Here is an 18,430-nt window from a genome sequence, read left to right as displayed (position 1 = left end):
CACAGCTCCCTCATCCCATCGCGCTTCGTTCTCGCACCTGTGACTTAAGCCGAGGTAGAGCCTTAGGCCGCTCGTGCAGCCTTGAACGCATCGGCGTTCCTTGGTGGTTGCCTGGCCCCGTAGCGCCTTGGCGCGCGCCCAGGCGCTTGAATCACGTGGGCGGTCGAGTCGCCATAGCGCTTCACCCAGGTACTGAATTCCGTTTAACCATCAGTTTCGGTAACGCTAATTATCAATAAAGGATTAATAGATGTTTTCCGCGTTTTGGGCTAGTATTTCGGCTTGTGGAGCAGATTTTCGGGAATTGATGTGGCGGTTTGCCAGGCGTTTTTTGAGGGGAGCGAGCCGTTAAATGGCCCAGAACGTCGATATTTTACTAGGGAAACTGACCTATACGCGAGCAGATTACACCGCATTGCGGGCCTATGTGCAACGTGTCCCGGTGCAGACAATCGCGAGTCTGTACTACAGTGAGGATAGCCCCCAGGTCGAGCAGGGATTGGAGCGTTTTCTGCTCGACATGCGGACCGATCTGATCGAGCGTTGCATCGAAAATAACCCAGCTGCTGCGCAGGCTTTGCAGCACGCGCGCGCTGGCGGCCAGATTACTTTGGCGGCGCTCGAGATATTGATTCGAGTCGCAGATGTTCCTCAAGCCGTTCCTAAGCGGTCTGATCCAATTGCGCAGTGGGTTCGGCCGAAGACCGCCAATGCTCTGAAGCTGGAGGGCGTCCAAACGGTCGATGGTTTGATGGCGCTCATAGGCCGAAGAGGAGCGTTATGGTGGCGTGGTGTCCCGCGTATTGGAGCCAAGCGAGCCGCTGTGCTGCAGGCGTGGCTACAGGGGAATGAACACAGCCTGGGAAAACTAAATGTTGTTACATTGTTATCAGACGATGAACTAGTCCGTGTCGATTTGGAATTCCATACGACAGCTGCCCTACCCCCGCTCGCGCGGCTACGGCTGCCACCGGAACTGGACGGATCTGTTGGTGTGAACAGGGCGAGGCGCCATAGTGACATCTTTGCTCATGATGATCTCGCGGCAGTTACGGCCTATCTGGCGCGGTTTGTTGATCGTCCCGAGACATTGCGTGCCTATACGCGCGAGGTAGAGCGTTTTGTGTTTTGGTGCGTACTAGAGCGTGGAAAACCTCTTTCATCCGTCTCCGCTGCCGATTGCGCGCAATATCGCTTGTTTCTACAAGCGCCTTCTGAACGTTTTATCGGGCCCAAAACCAAGCGCACATCGCCATATTGGCGGCCGTTTGCCACGCGGTGGCTCAGTCCAGAATCCCAACACTTTGCCGTGCGCGCAGTCATGGCAATGTTCAAATACCTGGTGTCTCGATCCTATCTGGCCGGCGATCCGTGGATTGGCTCTTTGCCTCGAGCACCGCATGCTATCGCAGCCACCGGTCTGCAGCTGCCGGCGGCCGACCTCGGCCGAATTTCACCCGAGATTTGGGATCGGGTGTTGTGCCGGTTGCGGGTTCTCGCCGCAGACGACGTCGAGCATCAGCTTCGTACTGCGCTTGCTGGCATATTATTGATTGGTGAAGTTGGCTTGACCCGGTCGGAGCTTGTATCCGCCGAAAGAGGTGACGTTGCTAGCTATGCCCTGGATGCACGGCGTAAGGCATTGCGTGTTCCAGGCACCAAGGGACGACCACGGGACATTGTTCTGGGGGCTGATGTGCTTGAGGCGTTGAATGCTCATTGGAGTGACCGCGGACTCGATTTTTGGTCCGGCGGTGCTGCTGGGCCCTTGCTTGCGCCTTTAATTGTTCCTCCTGTGGGGAGTTCACAGCGTCGACATGGTCTATTGAGCGTTGCTGGCTATACCGCGGATGGTATCTATAAGGTTGTCCGAAAAGCGCTAAGGCGGGTTGCCAAGGATCTGGTTGTGACTTGTCCAAATGATGCTGATGAGTTAGACCGTGTTAGTAGCGCTGGGCCACGAGTCATTCGTGCGCTGTTCGAGTCTCGGCTACGTTCCGCGGGCGCTCAACCTTTTGATATTGAACAGATCCTTGGGCGGAAAACCTCGTAGTAGTCAAAAATTGAATTCGCGCTTTAGTGTTCGGGGAACAATGTGAATATTCGCCTCATCACCACCACCCGTTCTCGTAGATCCCCGCCATTCATTCGCCTAGCACGCCGCCACCCTAAAGATTGCAGGCTGCAAAAAGCCGACCATCGTTGCACCTGGTCGATGTGCACGCCGCCAAGGCCTGTTTATAAACAGGGTGGCGAGACGGCCCGGCCTGAGCTGCGTGCGGCGTCTTGGGCGTCCAGTCGGTGCGCATAGAGTGGACGGCGCCGCCGACGCTCGCGCTGCTCATTGGGCCGCAGCTGGTGTTGGTGCACACCGTCCAGGGCGGCTGCGATCTACTCGATTGGCTGGTTGCGATTCAGGAGAATCGGTGGCGGTGATCTAGGCCATTACGTCGCGGCGATTGCGCGAATACTGAAACAACGCATCTTGCTCAGGCAATTTGAGTACCGCTTATGATTTAAACCTGGTTGTTTGCCGAGTGTTGACCGGATTGGGAACTACTCGGAATTCCGGTGATGTCTAAGGTATGTACACTTGCGCTTGGTGAGGCTCCTATCTGCGTGGGTTACTAACATGTTCGTTAGAAAAATTTGCTTTGTGTTAGCTGCGATTCTGGTCTCCAGCTCGGCGCTCCCCTCCCCTGCTCAAAAGCTCGTCGTCATTGATGTCACGCAATCTAAAACGCGCCCAGGCACCACCAGTGCGTATGGGGAAACTGAATGGGACTTCAATCGAGTGGTTGGTGCGGATCTCGATGCCGCGTTACGTGCCCGTGGCTTTGCTACTCGCGTGGTGATAGCCGATGCCAATAGTCGTGCGGAGTTGTCCATCGTCGATCGGATGAAACAGTTTGCCGGTGCCAGTTTGGTCGTGTCCGTTGCCGGCGATTCTATGCCTGGTCACTATTATAAGTATTGGAATGCGAGTGGGCGACGGACAGCCTACGTTGATCGGTTTAGTGGGTATTCGGTGTCGGTCAGCAAGGTTGCTCAGTCTGAAGATAGCTTGCTTTGCGGCGTTGCGATAGCAAGTGCGCTGAGGCTGTCGGGTTATCGCTCCTCTGATCATCGACCAGAGCTGGTTGTCGTTGGTGACCACGCTGCGGCGATAGCTGATGCGGACGGTCCTGTCTTCTTCGACGAATCCTATTCGCCCTTGAAGCTGGCTTCGGTACCGATCGTCTTGTTAGAGGCGGGTGTCCTGCAAAATCCTGACGATGAGACGTTGTTAAGGCAAGTCCCATATAGAAAGGCTATGCTCGATAAGGTCGCCGCAGGGATTGTCGGTTGCCTTGGCAATTGAATTGAGCATTCTTTCGATTTGCCCGTGCTACCGTCGCGTAGTAATCAGTTTTTTGGGCACAGCTTCGCGTTGCATATGCTTGGGATAAGGTTCGGTCGCGTAAGCGGCTTAGTGGCCCATTCCACTGATTTCCCCAGCACCTGTGCCCAAGTTAAAAGTCAAAGGCGGACCAGTCCGGATCGTCATCCTTTGTCCCGCCGTTGGCCTTGCCAGCCCTTCAGCGACATACCAACTTGGTCGATGGGCAGGCGTGCCAAGAGCATCTCGCGCAGTGGCAGCTGGTTCGAGTCGAGCAACGTGCGAAGTTGCAATCGGTGCTGACACCGGTATCCAGCCCGACGGCAGCTAATTGTCCACCTGCTCCCTTGAGAGTGCACGTCGAGGACCTGTGCCGTGGCCAATATGCCATTGCCTTGGAGATGCGGAGCTTGAGTGTTCTGGAGGACGATCTGCCGGGCGTACATTGGTCGGGTTGGCCAGGACACGTTAATGGATCAGCGCGATCCTATAGCCCGAGCTCTGTTTGATCGCTACATGGCGTTACTTGAGGAGAACTCCTTGCAGGTTGTCTAGCATTACGGCGCGGTTGATTATGCAGAACTGTCAGAAGACCAGCTTATGCGGTCCAGCTATATTGTGTTGGACGAGTTGATCTTGGCTCGAGCCAAGATCGATGCTGACAGGTCGCGTCGGTTACCGACAGTATTAGGAATAAATTGATGCTCCTAATATATTCGTCCGCTCAAAATAGCAATGGGCGTCTTGGCTCGAGCCAAGTTTCCATACCAGGCAACAGCATCTCAAGTACAGGACGATGTCCTAGGCTATTTGTTAGGTCAACCATCAAGTGCTTGTTTAATCGGGGCGAAGGTTGGCTCGAGCCAAGATTCGATTGCCTATAGGAAGGTGCGGTTTGTTGCGTCCTTCACATAGCAAGCAGCGAGATTCGTGTTGATTGAACCGAGCTCCCCCGTAGCCGCGCCAGCAGACCATTCTGGCATCATGCCACCCCACAATGACTCGTGCGTTCACCGTGACACGAGATCGCGTGTGTAGCATGGGCTAGGCATGGTGGCTCGCGGCTTGCATCGCGGCTGTCGATTGTGGCCCGGTGCACGCTACTGTTAGTCATCACAGGTTATGTGGCGTAGGTGATGCACTCGAGGCCGATATCGGCGGCGTCCGTGGACGCGGCGCCCCCCTCGCCCTGCTGCCAACTACGTCAGTCAGCGGCACAACTCGTCGATGGTGTCGAAGCACCGGCTCAGATGCGTGGTGTTCGGGTATGAAGGATGGCTTTTGTTGTCGTGTCCATGCAGTTCGGGTCGCGCACTTTGCCCGGATTAGCGATGGCCCATAAGTTAGCCAGTGCGTCGCTCAAAACCTGGTTCGAGCCTTGTACGAGCAGGTTTGCCGTTAGGATGGCGCATTCAGATTGCTAGCTCATTTAGATCCTGGGCGACTATGGCATTCGGACACAGACTTCCATAGTCAGGTGGATCTTGGCTCGAGCCAAGATCCACCTGACTAAGCCGCATTTGCTGCCCTGATTCCTAAAGAGGTGCCGGCAAGCGTGACTGAATCGATCATGCATCAACAATCATAGGTTTAGATCCACTCGACATCAACTAGCAGGATGCAGATTCAGACACGTTCGGGAATGCGGTTATTTAGTTATTGCAGGAATCGGCAAGTGATGACGCATGCTTGCGAGGGTTGGCTCGAGCCAGGAGCTGACAGCATGCTAGAGAATTCAGTCGGTTGATCCGGCCGTATGGATGGAGAGAGCCTGTGTGGGTGGAGCTTGTCGCCACTAGGAAGGAACGGGCACGTTTAGCTAACCGTGCGCTCCTGGTGGTTGGTGTATCGCATTCTTGGCTCGAGCCAAGAGTCCATTGCGTTCGACGCAGTTCATTGCGTTGGTGAGAAACCTATTGTATTTATGTGATGTTCAAAAAACCGAAAGAAAAAGGCATTTTGAGGGATTTAATAATTTGAATACGTTTGGAAATTTTGTATAATTCTGCTTGAAAATTAGATCTAGTTCACCGGACATGTACTGAATTAAGCGAACACTAAATGGAGGTAACATGGTAATCACGATTGGTGCAGAAAAAGGTGGTGTGGCAAAGACTCGTTTAGCGACGCACATTGCTGCGCTCGGCGCATCCCAAGGAGTTGATGTCGTTTTGCTGGACACGGACAAGCAAGGTTCAGCGATGAGTTGGGGCAGTATTCGAAATGAGGAAGGAGTTCAACCAAGCATTCCCGTTCTCTCTCTGCCGGCGAAGCCAGCAGCTGAAATCGCGAATTTGGCAGGTAAGTACAGTTTGGTTGTTGTCGACATCGGCGCGCAGAACTACAGGACGATGTTGGAGTGCGCGCAGCTATCCGATCTGGTTCTGGTTCCTTGCGGCCCAGATCAGCAAGAAATCGAATCCACACTCAACGTATTTGAAGCGCTCAGGGCGCTAGACCCGCGGCACGAAAAAGGTCGTATTCCTGCGCACGTCGTCTTGACGCGCGTGTCTACAAAGGAAAATGCGAAGGCTACCTTAGATCTGCGTGCGATGTTCGCCGAGGAAGGTGTCCCTGTGTGTAAATCGCATATAGCACAGCGCGAGGCCTGGAGAGCTACCGGTAAAACCGGGCGCGCGCTCCATGAATTGAAAGGTTCCGACCGGTCACTGAAAGCGATTGACGAAATGCAGGCACTGTACGACGAAGTCGTTTCGCTTGCCAACCAGGAGTAAATTATGTCAGGCAAAGCCCCATTCAGGAAGAGAGTTATTAGCCCCGAAGCCGTTGCTCGGGCCGAAGCCAGTGCAGCGGAGGCGCCAATCAACGGTGACCCGCGCCTTGGTGCGGACTACGAAGCCATACGTCCAGCTGCGATAGGGGAAGGAGCCGGTCGTGATCTTGGCTCGAGCCAAGACCCTTTGCATGGTGCGGTAGTTGGTGATGTCGTCAATGCACCGCTAACGCGAGTAAAGTCCAATCCCTTGAACCCCCGCGCGGTTTACACAACCGCGGCAGTCGATGAGATGGTGATGTCGCTTCAGGCCAACGGCCAGCAGGTTGCGGCGACGGGATTCTTGGACGAAGAGGGTAACGTTGTACTGATCGAGGGGGAAACGCGCTTACGTGGCGCTCGAGCCGCCGGACTTCCTACTTTGCGTATCGAGCTGCGGCCGAAACCGGATAGCGATCAAAAGCTTTACGAGAGCGCTCGAGCAGCGAACGTTGACCGTCGTGATCAAACGCCACTGGACGACGCGATTCGTTGGAACGACTTATTGATTCGCAAGGTTTATCCGACGCAAGTGGCGCTGGCGAACGCCTTGGGATTGAAGGAAGATCTGGTAAGTAGAACGCGGAACCTTGCTTCTATGCCGCATAAAATGATCTTGGCGGTGTCCGAATATCCCGATCTGCTGACGCTGAAAATGCTGAACGCCATCCGCGAGTTCTTCGACCAAGAAGGTGAAGAAGAAACGCTGGACCTGATTCACTTAGCGGCCAAGACAGGGATGGGTTATCGCGACGTCGTAGCTAAGCGAAAGATGGCGCAGAAACCTCCAGGTAAGCGTCCACGTGCAGCGAAGGAAGATTTGTCGTACAAGGGAGCAAAAGGACAGATCAAAACGTTCGAGGAGGGAGGGCGGTTAGAACTTGTCCTGCAAGGACTCTCAAAGGAAGATTCCGATAACATTAAGACAAAAATTATGGAAATGTTCCCGGAAAAAGCGGCGTGATGCGTTATCGCCAAGTTTGCAAATGGAATTTGGCAAATCTGTCCCAAGTTGTCGGAATCGACTGTCTCTTTGTCGAGATATGCCGCGCAGCGTGAATCGACGGCATGCGGCCCGCGCCGTCGACGTCGCGGGCCACCACCCAGCTACCGCGCGGCGCGCTGGCGGCAAGGGCTTTTGGGAGGCCTTTGAGAGGCCTTTGATGGTGGCCTGCACGTGCAGGCCGTGATTACGATGCCCATCGTCGAGTGAGCGCATTCCGCGCACTCCGACAGGACGCACACAGGGCCGCACGCTATGGAGTACAAGCGGCCGTCGATGTCGACGTGGTAGTCGACGTCGACCGGCCATCGTACTTTCCATGTATTGGTGGACATGTTCTGGCAATGCGCAAAGTATCTGACCGTCTAGCTCGGCCAACGCATTGGTGCGGCAACGCGGCAACTTCGTGACCTAACAATGGTTCGAGTCAGACCGCGCGCTGTGCGGGCCTCGATTCATCGTATTGAGGCTGAAGTGTCACTAGCGCGGGGCCGTGCCAATCCCCTTTGCGTGACCACCAGTGAATATTCGCCTCATCGCCACCGCCCGTTCTCGTAGATCCCCGCCATTCATTCGCCTAGCACGCCGCCACCCTAAAGATTGCAGGCTGCAAAAAGCCGATCATCGTTGCACTTGGTCGATGTGCACGCCGCCAAGGCCTGTTTATAAACGGGGTGGCGAGACGGCCCGGCCTGAGCTGCGTGCGGCGTCCTGGGCGTCCAGTCGGTGCGCATAGAGTGGACGGCGCCGCCGACGCTCGCGCTGCTCATTGGGCCGCAGCTGGTGGAGGTGCACACCGTCCAGGCCGGCGGCGATCTACGCGATTGGTTGGTTGCGATTCAGGACAATCGGTGGCGGTGATCTAGGTGATCACCTCGCGGCGATTGCGCGAATACTCGACCACCAGCACGCCTTTCGTCCCTCCCATGGTCTTCGCTACCGAGCGGGGACTGTGAGCAGGTAGGAAGGGCATCAAGCGGTGCTCTGCCAGGTTGTGGAAGCTCGCCGTAGCGTCGGGATTGTAGCTTGTCGCAACTGACAGGCTGTTGCCTAGGACAAGCGCAGCGTGAGGCGCCTGCAGCGCGTCTTATTGTGTACCGTTACCGGGGCGGCGCCAAGTCCGGTTAGACTATAGCTGGAGGGTAGGGGAAATAGCATCCGTTCCAGCCGAGAGTCGCCGTTCCGTGGTGGCACTAGATGCTATAAGTTTAAGCTTTTGGAATCTTCTTCTCGAATAGATTCATACTGCTATCGCCCTTCGCTGCCTTGTTTGCTTTTTGCACTTTGAGTGCGACGAAACTACCGAAGCTCGTGTGCACTATGGGATTGGTTAGGTGGTTAGGCAACTCGGATGGTTCAATGTCCAAACGGCGGGCCAGAAACTCCGACGTTTGCTGACTACAATATTCTCTGACAATCGCGGCCTTGTTATCGTCCTCTAAGAGCTCGAACGCGTCCCAGCCCAATGCTGCTTGTTTCAGTTGTTTGGCGGTTGTTTCTTGGTCGCTTTTCTGTTCGCGCGCAGTCTTGTTCGCTGTGCCTTGTTTACCCTGTGCGATAGCAGCTGCGTTACGCTCGTGTATTTCCTTGTCCAAGCTACCCAGTCTAAAGTCTTCGCGAAGCGCCTTCATGAAGTATCCACCGGCGCGTAGTTTGACTTTGCCAGCCTTCACCTGGTGGCGGGTGTACTCCATAGCTGAGTTGATGCGTTCATCAGTGAAAATGTCGCGGTTCTTGATGATCTCTTCGATTTCACTGCCATTAAGGGCGAATTCGCTCTTGAGTGTTTCATAAGTCTTGCGAAGGACGATGAACTCTACATTTTGTTCCGTAGCTTTTTTCGAGGTGTCCCACTTAAATCGCACTTGGCCAATTTTCTTAGAGCCAGGTACATTTTGGGTTATCAGCTCTAAGCCTAATTTTGCAACTTCGTTGATTTCGTCAATCGCAACATCTAGTGCTTTGCTTCGGAAATACTTAAAGACGTTGTATGTTTTTTTTTCACACTGAAGCCATACACGAAGTGTCTCCAGGTCGAACCAAGGGGTTATGCCTTCTTCAATAAATGGTTGGAGTTGGTCATACAAAATTTTGGAGAAGATGGATTTGAACACATAGCGCATGCTCAGAAAGTGGCTGTGTTTTGGGTTCTTGATCGCGATTTGTAACCGCTCAGCCAGTTCGAAAACGAACTCGCCTCCAGCCAAGAAAGCTGGACCCATGAGTGGTACTGAACCCCAGTCTTTTGAGTGGTCCTCACCTGTGTCGGCATCGATGATATCTGGGCCGTTAATCTCGATTGCACCTCGCTGTGCTTCGCGGATGAGTTTCTTTAGGTGAGCGCGGTTTTCAGTAGTCGTGGAAAGCAGCCATTTGAAGAGGCCGGCATCAACTCGGTAGATTTTTTGAATTTCAGGGTCGGTAGCAACGATGAAGTAGGCAACATCGAGAAGGCGACGTGCAGCGAGACTTAGGTCGACAATCCGTACAAATGCATTACTGCGCTGAAAGCCAAGTGACGTAGGAGCTTCAGTGACACTTTTCCCTTGAGGAGCCAGGTTCTCAAAGAGTAGAAGCGCTAATTGTTGTCCATCGTCCATATGAAAGATCCCTGAGGCAATTTACGAGATGATGCACTTGAAAAGTCACCTTGTCAAAATTTCTTTTTATGTAGAAATTTGGTGTGCTGTGGTCAGTTATCCACAAAGTTCGAGCTAGAAGTATAGTTTCTTTTTTTAAACGAAACTAACATACAGGGGAAAAGTGAATATCAATAAAATCAATAGCTTAGCTTGGAAAGGTTATCTTTTGGGTGAGCAAAGTCACTAAATTTGTAGGACAAGGTCATTTTTTTAGGAGCAATGGTTACTAAGTTTGTAGGTCATCGCTTTGCAGGTGCAAGGCAAAGTCACCAAGGCTGTAGGCCAAAGTCACTTGAATTGTAGCTTGTCTTATTTATAACTTCAGGATGTTTGGTGTATGCCTTTGCTGCAAAAAGTTGCAATTAGGAATAGTGCGAGGCCTCTAAGTGTTGTATTTTAAGTAATGTTATTGCGCGAAACGCCCGAGTGTTGCCGATTTGATCACGAAATTTTGGCTAGCACAAGTTAGTGCCGGCTCAAGGATGAAAAGTCACCAAATTTGTAGCCTTACGCAGGATTGCTACAACGCAAAAATTGCGGTCATTTGCGTTTCGGATGGTCGGTTTACGACGGGGAAGAGCTGGAAAGGTCACTAAAAATGTAGCGGGTTAGCAGCTGCTAACCGGTTTTTCCTGTGTCTGGTGGGTAACTCGGTTGTCTTCGATCCGGAAAATGCCGGGCCTGCAGGGGAAAGGTCACCAATTTTGTGGTCTTTCACTGGTTAGGGGGATGCAAAGTCACTAAATTTGTAGCGTTTGCCTGTACCGGCGAACGGCAAAGTCACCAAATTTGTAGCAGTTTGGTGGGTGTGTGCTCATAAACATGCTCTAGATGCAATATTTTGTGGTTTCGCTGCCTGGAAAGGTCACTAAATTTGTAGCGTATCGGAATCCATAGGCTGAAAATTAGACAGTGAGTACTTACACTCACGGGAAGCGACTGGCAAAGTCACTTAAATTGTGGTGTTTTCGATTTGCTGGGTTACCGGCTGCGGCGTCGGAAGGGCGTGCCAGCCTGATGCTCCAGGCAAAGTCACTAAATTTGTAGAGTGCCTTCGGCTGTCGCGGTATCGTAGCGTAGTGGAGCTATTTGTTTATACGGGGAGCTTGGCAGGTCTGCGCGTGCTTAGCATCTACGGCAGACGATACGCCACAGATTTGGTGACTTTGCCCCCCCTTGTCCTGCTAGATTGAAGTTGTGCATCGCTAATCGGGGATTGGGACGTTGTGTTCGATGTGCTTTGGCATCTTCGCCACGTCTGTAGTGTCGTATTTCCACTGCGCTATCTCTTCATCTGGGATGCGATTCGCACGCAAGTCGCGTGCAGTCCCGATGATATGTCCCGCGAAGGCGAGGGGTAAGAGTAGGGCGATCGCTATCTTTAATCCCCTGGTGCTGATGTCAGTTTTCGTAAAGTGTTGCCAAAGCTTTGTACCATATCGCATCAGTAGAAGTGCTAGGGCACATGCGATGATGATGGTGCTCAGTCCCTTGCCGGCGAGCTCCGATGCTGCCCTGTGCAAGACAAAGCGTGCCGTCTCGATTGTCGATAGGTCAAGATCCAGGCGCCAGACTTCGCCCAATTCGGGATGGATGACGGAGCTGCCGTTGGTGGTAGCGGCCGGTTGCGTGATAGCCTGGGCGAATTGGCACACGAAGCCGAACAGCGCCACTGCGGCGCCTCGATTATAGGAGTAGCTACCCATCTTGTTGGTCCTTGCGTAGTGAAGTCGCAAAGACGGTACCATCGAATGGGTATCCTGAGCCTGCACTATGCGCCCGTAACGGGCAACTTTCAGGCTTTTCAGTGCACCACGCCACTTAGCGTTGCCACATGCTGCAGCTGCGGATTTGCCGCTGCATATGCGACACCCTTTTTGATGTTGTCGAGGGCTGCAGCAATAACGAGCTCCCGTGACGGGCAGGTTGAAATGAGGGCTCCGAGTGTGAACGACAGCAGCATCATCTGCATCATTGGGCCGTCGGCATCTGCCAATGCCTGCTTATGAAGGGCAGTGTCGCATGCGCACAGAAGGGCATTGACGCTGCCGTTTAGTTGATCCAGAGTCATCACTGCTGGGCGCGTATTTTCTTCGATTTGTTTTTCCATGGTGTTCGTCTTCCTCAATGATTGCTTTCAGCCCAACGCACGCCGGGCCACTTGCGTGGTGGCGCTATGAAGTTCTGCTGTCGCGTTTGAATCTACATGGTCAACGTTGGCACTTGCTGAAGCTGAAAATAGATAGTTGCAGTTCAGTCGAGCGGGTCTGTTGACCAGTAGGTGGGTAGGAAGTTACGCGGCTAGCTCCGAAAATCAAATTGTGGTGCTCAGTCGGCTGGCAAAAAGCCGCTGGCCATCCGGACGGCATTTCGATCGAACGGACGGTTTGGCTTCTATCCCCCTCGTACTTCGACCATGAAGGTGAGTTCTGGGCGATTGCTCATTGCTATGCTTTGGCCGGCCTATTGGTCGGCGAACGTTCGTAAGGCGGGGAAGAGGATCACAAAGAACTGGAGCCGAATTTCTGCGCTTTTTTCCACTTTTTCTGTGGACAACTATGTTGATAAAACACCTCCAACGGCCAAAACCGCTGATCCGGGGCGGGTTTCCACACTTTGCCTAAGCGATTAGCACAGCAGCTGGTCGTGGCCATATGCCCTTGCACGAGCTATACCGGCCTAGGGATCGAGCATGGACATGTAGTGGGCACCAGAATATCCCCGACCATTTGACTGCACTTCCCCGCACAGATCACCTCAAATCGCGCGCGGGCGATGCTCTCCTCGGTCCATTCGACTGCGGTAAGAAAGGCCGACTGCATGGTCAATGCGGCGAATATGCCCGCAGGCCCCCCACAGTTGGGCGAGGCGAAGGTTCCACTTGCCAGGTCTTCGACGATGACCCCGTGTTGCCCCCCATTGGAAACAAAGTGAACCTTCTTGCGTCGGCCGCAGATGCTTGCGGTCTTCGTCGTGTCGATTTGTGCCAGTCCGATCATGATTTTATAGTTAGTTTGGCCAGAGAGATCCCGCCAGAATACTGATAGCTGCGTATTGCGCCACGCCCTTATCTGAACCGTTTGGGAACGTTCCATGGCGGAAATTCAGACAGAGAAAAAAAGTTGCATTGAAAGTGACCAAATATGGCACCTTTCACCGAAGTCTGGCGCACGCCTCTGTGTGACGATAGCGCATCATTTCGCGTGATCTGAGGTACGCCATGCAACAGATCTCCATTTTTGGACAGAGATACGAGCTCGAATGGCTCGTCGACCGCTCAACTGGTGGGCAGGAAGTGCTACGTGCTGCCTATGACGCTGGCCATACTCCACTTTGCATGTGCCGCGATGACGGCGTTGGTATTTCGATGTACATCTCCCGTCATACCCGTTATTTCGTGGCCCGGCTTCCAGAGTCGGGCAACCTGCATTCACCCAGCTGCCCGTCGTATCAAGAACCAGTGGAACTCTCGGGGCGGCGCAACTATACCGACACCGCCATGGCGGAGCGAGACGACCAGTACTTCGTCTCACCAGGCTTTGCGCTTCATGGCTGGTGGAGCGCCGCAGTGCAGACAACGCCGCCTGCGAGTGATCGGGAGGCGAAAAAGCATCATGTTGTGGGGTTGACTGGGTTGCTGAACTTGCTGCTCGATACCTCACGCTTTACTACCTGGCATCCCAAGATGGGTGGCAAGCGCAACTGGCCGGTGTTTCGTCATCATGTGCTTTCAGCCGCCAAACGGATCCATGTCGCAGAGGACACGCTAAGCGAGTGCTTGTTCATGCCCGAGGGGTTTGACCGTAGCCGTAGGGAAGCTCAAATCGATAACTTGCGTAACGCCATTGACTGCATCACTGGTCGCGTGGACGGTACGGCCCGGCACCTATTGTTACTGGGTCAAGTTAAAGCCCACACCAAGACGAGTCGCGACGATCGCATCATGGTGTCGCATCTTCCCGAAACGCCGATTTGGATGCCAACTGCTTTTCGACCATTGATAACGCGCGCGGTAGCCGAGTTTGAACCCTTCGGTGAGGCTGCTGATTGCCGGCTGCTGATACTCGCCCATTTACGGGTTGATTCACGCGGTGGATTCCAAATGCAGGATTGTGCGTTTCAATGCGTTGACCGGGAGTGGATCCCTGTCTTTTCTCGGCTTGACCAGAAGATGGGGACCGAGCTGCGGGGGCAGGGAAGATCCTATTCCAAGCTGCTCCGATATGAAACTACTTCTGATCCGTCTTTCCCCGATTATCTTCTGCTCGATGTTGGCGACCGACCGGCATGCCTAGAGATTCTGTCTGGGTTTAGCAGTCGCCGTAGTCAGAAAGCCCGCCTGGACGCCATTGCCGCGCGCAAGGCGGCTGGTTCGCCAACGTGGGTATGGGATGTATTGGCGACCGGGACCGGAAATATGCCCGCATTGCCGAGCGCCTTACGATACTAAGGAGTCAACCTGATGTCAGACAACAAGGAAGCCGCGCTGCAAGAAGCGCCTTTGTTAGCACTCGCGGCCCATGAGGTGCGCATGATCGATATGGACCTGTTGGAACCGGATCCGAAACAGCCTCGGGACGATGCCCAGGAGCCGCAGGCATTGGGCGTCCTTAAGACCTCCTTCAAGTGCGTCAATATCATCCATCCCATCACGGTTAGGCCGCATCCTACAAAACCTGGACGGTTCATGATCGTGGTTGGGGAACGTCGCTGGTGTGCTGCTGCAGGTCTTGGGGCAAGGAAAATGCCCGCCATTGTGCGCGAGAACTTGACCGATGTGGATGCCTTTCAGCTGCAGGTTGCAGAGAACTTTAAGGGTGGGAGCGTTGGTTGGAGCGGTACGCAACTGGCGAACGCCGTCGAGCGGCTGATGAACGACATGAAGATGGACCAGATAGCCGTCGCTGGCTATCTCGGTATGTCGCAGCCTTGGGTCGTCCAGGTGCTGGCCCTCAAAAATCTCGATCCGCAGATTGCAGCGTTTAGGGATGCTCATCCCGAAATTACCCGGGACAAGACGGCATTGATCAATCTCGACAAGTTGCATCGACTGGACTCCGCGGCGGCCAACAAAGTCATGGAACAGGCCGTCGCCGGGAAGAAACTGGCGCGTCTGGATGTGTCGAACGTACTGAAGGTGACTAAGCAAGAAAAGGCGCCGCCAGGTAAGCAGTCTGAGAAATCGAAGCCGAAAGGCACCTCGCAACTGGATGGGATGCTCGGTCCAGACGAAGCCCACGCCGGCGACGTTGCATTTAAGGCGGACTTTGCCTCCAATGCACTGAACGGAGCTGCAGGTGCAGGTTCGACCGAGATTGGTGCGCCGGATGCGCCATCAAGCGTGATCACGCAGGTGATTCGTCCAGAGCGTGTCAGCCAGAAGAAAGTGCGTCAGGTGGTCGCGCTGCTTGGCTTACCGCAAACACCGTCGATGGAAGAATTGCTCGACCGGCTCATGGATGAATACGTCCAGACCAAGGCGGCGACTGTGGATGTCGTCGGTGCAGCACAGAGTCAACGGCCGGCCGCACAGCTGGCCGCCAACCAACACTAGACGAATCCTCACCTAGGTTTTGAACCTTGCGGCACTATCGTACACACCGATGCCCACTGAGCGTGGCGTCGCCTTAAGCCGGCTTGCAACTATCCCGCTTTGGAAGAGCCTCGAAGCGGATGGCCTTGCGACCAAACAGATCAAGCGCGTGGACTTGATCGAGGCTTCCGATGGTTCTGCGCCAGCTTACGACGAACGCTTTGACAGCGGATTGGCGCTCCGCACAAAGGAATTAAACAGCATGCTGATCGACCTGGTACAGACCTGTGGTGGTCTGGCGGTCAAATTGAAGGCGGCTTGAAAATGAAAGGCACCGACTACCAACATGGATAGCCGCATACGACTTCCTCGCCAAGCTGCGCATCATGCCCGGCACGGCTTTTTTGACGGCATTGTATCCTCGATCGATCTACCTCCAACAGCGGTTGACAAGGCGCTTGGGATGGCTCCCTATCATGTGCGTTCTTCGCCCGATGTAATCAATGATCCCGCGCAGGGCACGTTGCTCATTCCATTTCGTGCGAACTTTCACGGGGGGGAGCAGGTGTTCCAGTATCTGATACGTCAGATCGGCCATGAGGTGCACATTAGTTTGATACTAAAAGGGGAGAGTGAACTGGCTCCACTGTTGGACAGCTCGCTATCGATTGACATATTGTGGCCAGGCACCACGCCGAAGGTTTGTTCCTTCGGTGACGCCCTGCATTACGAGTGGCTATTTGCGGAACCGAATTTGCTTATCGAGTACTTGGCGCAGGAGAGGTTCGTGCTAGGCATTAGGCAATTTCACTTTAGGGTCGCGGCTATGCTCCATAGTGGCCTCGCTCCGTCTGGCGATCGGATCGAGTCTAGCGCCGTTCGTGGTCCACGTCGTATCGCCGCCGCAGCATAATACCGCTCAGCGCGTCGCTGCAAGGCTTGCGCCATGGCGCGCTAGCGCCGCGGTGGCGCCGTTAACTCGATGTCGTAGTGCATATAGTCTGGGAATTTGAATTCGACGAGCGGCGCTGGCACACTCCAAGCATTCAATCTGGAGATGGTGATGGCCGGTGCACTAGGGTCCCAAAGTTCTTTCTCGCCGACAGCTGTAAGGGAGTTGCTCGTGCGTTGCGGCGTCGCTATACCGCCTGGCCTGTCGGTAAGCCACATCATTCGTTCGTCTACGCGATTTCGTCAGTTGGTGCGTCCGCTTGCAGGCTCAGCGAACGTGGCCGGCGTCGACGCTATCGCAGAGCTGCAGCAGTGTATTGACACGGTTGTCTTGGACTCCGTTCGAGTCTCGGTGGGCCTCGTTCCATATGTCTTGCCAGCACGTGCTGCCAGCGAAGAGTTTCGCTATTGGATGTCTTTGGTCACTCAGCGATCTCATCCAGAACGGTGGCGTGCCGTGGATGAAGTCCGCAACGCGCTCGACGTGGTGCGCATAGCCTCGTCCGGAAGCTGGCGAAATCGTGTGGGAGTAGCTGCATCAGTCGCTGCTCTACTGCGCTGCGTCTATACTGTGGGTCCGCAGTTTGTGGATGCCGTGCGCGATCTTGAACGCATCGAAGTTACAACCGATACCGTCGCCTGGATTGCCACCTCACTGACCAAGGCATCATTTGACGTTTCCGCGTCCCCATCATCCTCGCGTCCCGTAGGGACCTCGTCGCAAGACGCCAGTCGGCTGATGGATGTTCCCGATGGTCTGCTGGGAACGTCGACGGCGCGAATTGTTGCGGACGGCCAGTGTAGCGACGCTCGGGAGCGCGCTAGCCCAGAGTCTTCGGACGGCGCCGATCTCTCCATGGACTTCATGGCCTCTTCGGCCTCGCCAAGTCCTTCAATTGATGAACCGCAGGCACCGCCACCCGTGCACGTCTCTGATCCTCAGGTCACAAGTGGTCGTGACCTTGTTCTTCGGGTGATCAACCCAGGTCGTTCGATCCTTGCGGTTCATCAATCGCGATGCCCCTCTAATGGTGACGGGAAACCATTGGTGACTTTTGAGATTTCGCGACAGGATGATAATGATACCGACCCATTGACGTTCAGCGTAACGCCATCGTTACGCGAAGCGTTGCGACGAATTTTGGACGGGACGCTTACTACGGTGAAGGTGCAGAATGCCGCGGCACGTAGCAACCTTTTTGTGTCCCGCAAAGGGGATGGCGCACTGGTACGGGCAATTGGGATGTTGCAGCAGGGTATAGATGTGCGGCTGGGAGCGGCAGAACTTGACTCGCTAGCGCTTGTTTTTGCCTAGCGGGCGCATGGTCGTGGGACGGGCGCGCCTTGCGCGGTCTTTAGCCTTGCCCCACTATTGACGCAGCCGTGCAAACAATCGTCGAATAACGTTGTTGTCCACCCTCTGAAAACCATAAGGCTGCCGTCCATGAAAGCGTCTTCGCATATGCTTCTCGGAACCGCGCTGTACGCCGGCTACGTGGCGATGACTGGCCGTCCATTGAGTATCGTCGAGATGGCGGTGGCGGCGGTCGCATCCTTGCTGCCTGATATTGATCATCCTAAGTCCACTTTTGGGCGTATCGTCCCTATCATTTCCGTACCGCTCTCAGCGATCGTTGGGCATCGTGGTATTACGCATTCGCTGCTTGCGGTATTTGGAATGGCGCTCTTGGGGGCAACATCCTTTCACTCCTCCAGTCTCGCCATGGCCTTGGTGATTGGCTACCTGTCCCACCTCGTCGGCGATTTTTTTACTAACTCGGGTATCCCACTGGCCTGGCCGTTGAAGCGCCGCTACGTGATCCCGCTGTTGAAGACCGGAAGTTTTGCCGAATACCTCTTGATGGTGGTGCTCTGCTTCGTCCTCTTTTGGTTGATCGCTATCGATCTTCCCAGACTCACCTGGTGAGCGCCGAGTGCTGTGGTCCCCGGTATCCCCCTTCGTCGGCGCTTGATTTCCTGCCTTACCAACGCTCTTTCGTGGTATGCCGTGTCGCGCTGGAGAAAGCGTCGTCTCACTTGGCTTGTAAAGGTGAAGTAAGCTCCCGGAAGCTTAACCAAATCGTCGAGTCAGCCGCCATGTACCCCCGTGGTTTTCCCTCTTACAGATACCCAAAATAGCTAACATGGA

13 protein-coding genes are annotated in these 18,430 nt (G+C 54.4%); 9 read left to right on the top strand and 4 right to left on the bottom strand.

Translation table 11 applies throughout. From position 1 onward, the window contains the following. Positions 1 to 352: 352 nt before the first annotated feature. The 4 genes from GTP90_RS02665 (at position 353) to GTP90_RS02650 (ending at position 7,116) form a co-directional block, all read left to right on the top strand. Positions 353 to 2,053: a site-specific integrase gene (locus GTP90_RS02665; RefSeq protein WP_161082019.1), complete on the top strand. Its 1,701-nt coding sequence runs from the start codon at positions 353 to 355 to the stop codon at positions 2,051 to 2,053. A gap of 579 nt (positions 2,054 to 2,632) precedes the next feature. Further along, complete coding sequence (locus GTP90_RS02660; RefSeq protein ID WP_161082018.1) at positions 2,633 to 3,361, top strand: N-acetylmuramoyl-L-alanine amidase family protein; 729 nt, start codon at positions 2,633 to 2,635, stop codon at positions 3,359 to 3,361. A 2,090-nt stretch (positions 3,362 to 5,451) separates the two neighbouring features. Next, complete coding sequence (locus tag GTP90_RS02655) at positions 5,452 to 6,114, top strand: nucleotide-binding protein (protein ID WP_161082017.1); 663 nt, start codon at positions 5,452 to 5,454, stop codon at positions 6,112 to 6,114. A gap of 3 nt (positions 6,115 to 6,117) precedes the next feature. Next, the gene (locus tag GTP90_RS02650) at positions 6,118 to 7,116 is read left to right on the top strand and encodes a ParB/RepB/Spo0J family partition protein (RefSeq protein ID WP_161082016.1); all 999 of its coding nucleotides are present in this window, start codon (positions 6,118 to 6,120) and stop codon (positions 7,114 to 7,116) included. 1,247 nt (positions 7,117 to 8,363) lie between these two features. On the opposite strand, the gene GTP90_RS02645 is transcribed toward GTP90_RS02650, so the two are convergent. From GTP90_RS02645 to GTP90_RS02630, 4 genes are all read right to left on the bottom strand, one after another. Then, positions 8,364 to 9,755: a replication initiation protein gene (locus tag GTP90_RS02645; protein ID WP_161082015.1), complete on the bottom strand. Its 1,392-nt coding sequence runs from the start codon at positions 9,753 to 9,755 to the stop codon at positions 8,364 to 8,366. Between the two features lie 1,247 nt (positions 9,756 to 11,002). Beyond that, positions 11,003 to 11,503: a hypothetical protein gene (locus GTP90_RS02640; RefSeq protein WP_161082014.1), complete on the bottom strand. Its 501-nt coding sequence runs from the start codon at positions 11,501 to 11,503 to the stop codon at positions 11,003 to 11,005. A gap of 98 nt (positions 11,504 to 11,601) precedes the next feature. After that, the gene (locus tag GTP90_RS02635; RefSeq protein WP_161082013.1) at positions 11,602 to 11,907 is read right to left on the bottom strand and encodes a hypothetical protein; all 306 of its coding nucleotides are present in this window, start codon (positions 11,905 to 11,907) and stop codon (positions 11,602 to 11,604) included. A 559-nt stretch (positions 11,908 to 12,466) separates the two neighbouring features. Next, the gene (locus GTP90_RS02630; RefSeq protein WP_161082012.1) at positions 12,467 to 12,892 is read right to left on the bottom strand and encodes a hypothetical protein; all 426 of its coding nucleotides are present in this window, start codon (positions 12,890 to 12,892) and stop codon (positions 12,467 to 12,469) included. Positions 12,893 to 13,017: 125 nt separating this feature from the next. Between GTP90_RS02630 and GTP90_RS02625 the strand changes: the two genes are divergently transcribed. The 5 genes from GTP90_RS02625 (at position 13,018) to GTP90_RS02605 (ending at position 18,208) form a co-directional block, all read left to right on the top strand. Then, positions 13,018 to 14,247, top strand: coding sequence for a DUF1173 family protein (locus GTP90_RS02625; RefSeq protein ID WP_161082011.1), 1,230 nt, complete (start codon positions 13,018 to 13,020; stop codon positions 14,245 to 14,247). Positions 14,248 to 14,259: 12 nt separating this feature from the next. Next, positions 14,260 to 15,351, top strand: coding sequence for a ParB/RepB/Spo0J family partition protein (locus GTP90_RS02620; protein WP_161082010.1), 1,092 nt, complete (start codon positions 14,260 to 14,262; stop codon positions 15,349 to 15,351). A 49-nt stretch (positions 15,352 to 15,400) separates the two neighbouring features. Then, positions 15,401 to 15,652, top strand: coding sequence for a hypothetical protein (locus GTP90_RS02615; RefSeq protein WP_161082009.1), 252 nt, complete (start codon positions 15,401 to 15,403; stop codon positions 15,650 to 15,652). Positions 15,653 to 16,738: 1,086 nt separating this feature from the next. Beyond that, the gene (locus GTP90_RS02610) at positions 16,739 to 17,596 is read left to right on the top strand and encodes a hypothetical protein (protein WP_161082008.1); all 858 of its coding nucleotides are present in this window, start codon (positions 16,739 to 16,741) and stop codon (positions 17,594 to 17,596) included. A gap of 129 nt (positions 17,597 to 17,725) precedes the next feature. Next, the gene (locus GTP90_RS02605; protein ID WP_161082007.1) at positions 17,726 to 18,208 is read left to right on the top strand and encodes a metal-dependent hydrolase; all 483 of its coding nucleotides are present in this window, start codon (positions 17,726 to 17,728) and stop codon (positions 18,206 to 18,208) included. Positions 18,209 to 18,430 lie beyond the last annotated feature (222 nt).

The sequence above is a fragment of the Duganella vulcania genome (assembly GCF_009857655.1).
Classification (GTDB): domain Bacteria; phylum Pseudomonadota; class Gammaproteobacteria; order Burkholderiales; family Burkholderiaceae_D; genus Rugamonas; species Rugamonas vulcania.
The sequence above is the reverse complement of the archived record's forward strand: the minus strand, read 5'-3'. Positions and strand labels throughout refer to the sequence as shown.

Coding starts and splice junctions, on each gene's coding strand:
- GTP90_RS02640 (WP_161082014.1), bottom strand. CDS start 11,503: ATGGGTAGCTACTCCTATAATCGAGGCGCCGCAGTGGCGCTGTTCGGC.
- GTP90_RS02605 (WP_161082007.1), top strand. CDS start 17,726: ATGAAAGCGTCTTCGCATATGCTTCTCGGAACCGCGCTGTACGCCGGC.
- GTP90_RS02660 (WP_161082018.1), top strand. CDS start 2,633: ATGTTCGTTAGAAAAATTTGCTTTGTGTTAGCTGCGATTCTGGTCTCC.
- GTP90_RS02655 (WP_161082017.1), top strand. CDS start 5,452: ATGGTAATCACGATTGGTGCAGAAAAAGGTGGTGTGGCAAAGACTCGT.
- GTP90_RS02615 (WP_161082009.1), top strand. CDS start 15,401: ATGCCCACTGAGCGTGGCGTCGCCTTAAGCCGGCTTGCAACTATCCCG.
- GTP90_RS02630 (WP_161082012.1), bottom strand. CDS start 12,892: ATGGAACGTTCCCAAACGGTTCAGATAAGGGCGTGGCGCAATACGCAG.
- GTP90_RS02650 (WP_161082016.1), top strand. CDS start 6,118: ATGTCAGGCAAAGCCCCATTCAGGAAGAGAGTTATTAGCCCCGAAGCC.
- GTP90_RS02635 (WP_161082013.1), bottom strand. CDS start 11,907: ATGGAAAAACAAATCGAAGAAAATACGCGCCCAGCAGTGATGACTCTG.
- GTP90_RS02665 (WP_161082019.1), top strand. CDS start 353: ATGGCCCAGAACGTCGATATTTTACTAGGGAAACTGACCTATACGCGA.
- GTP90_RS02620 (WP_161082010.1), top strand. CDS start 14,260: ATGTCAGACAACAAGGAAGCCGCGCTGCAAGAAGCGCCTTTGTTAGCA.
- GTP90_RS02625 (WP_161082011.1), top strand. CDS start 13,018: ATGCAACAGATCTCCATTTTTGGACAGAGATACGAGCTCGAATGGCTC.
- GTP90_RS02645 (WP_161082015.1), bottom strand. CDS start 9,755: ATGGACGATGGACAACAATTAGCGCTTCTACTCTTTGAGAACCTGGCT.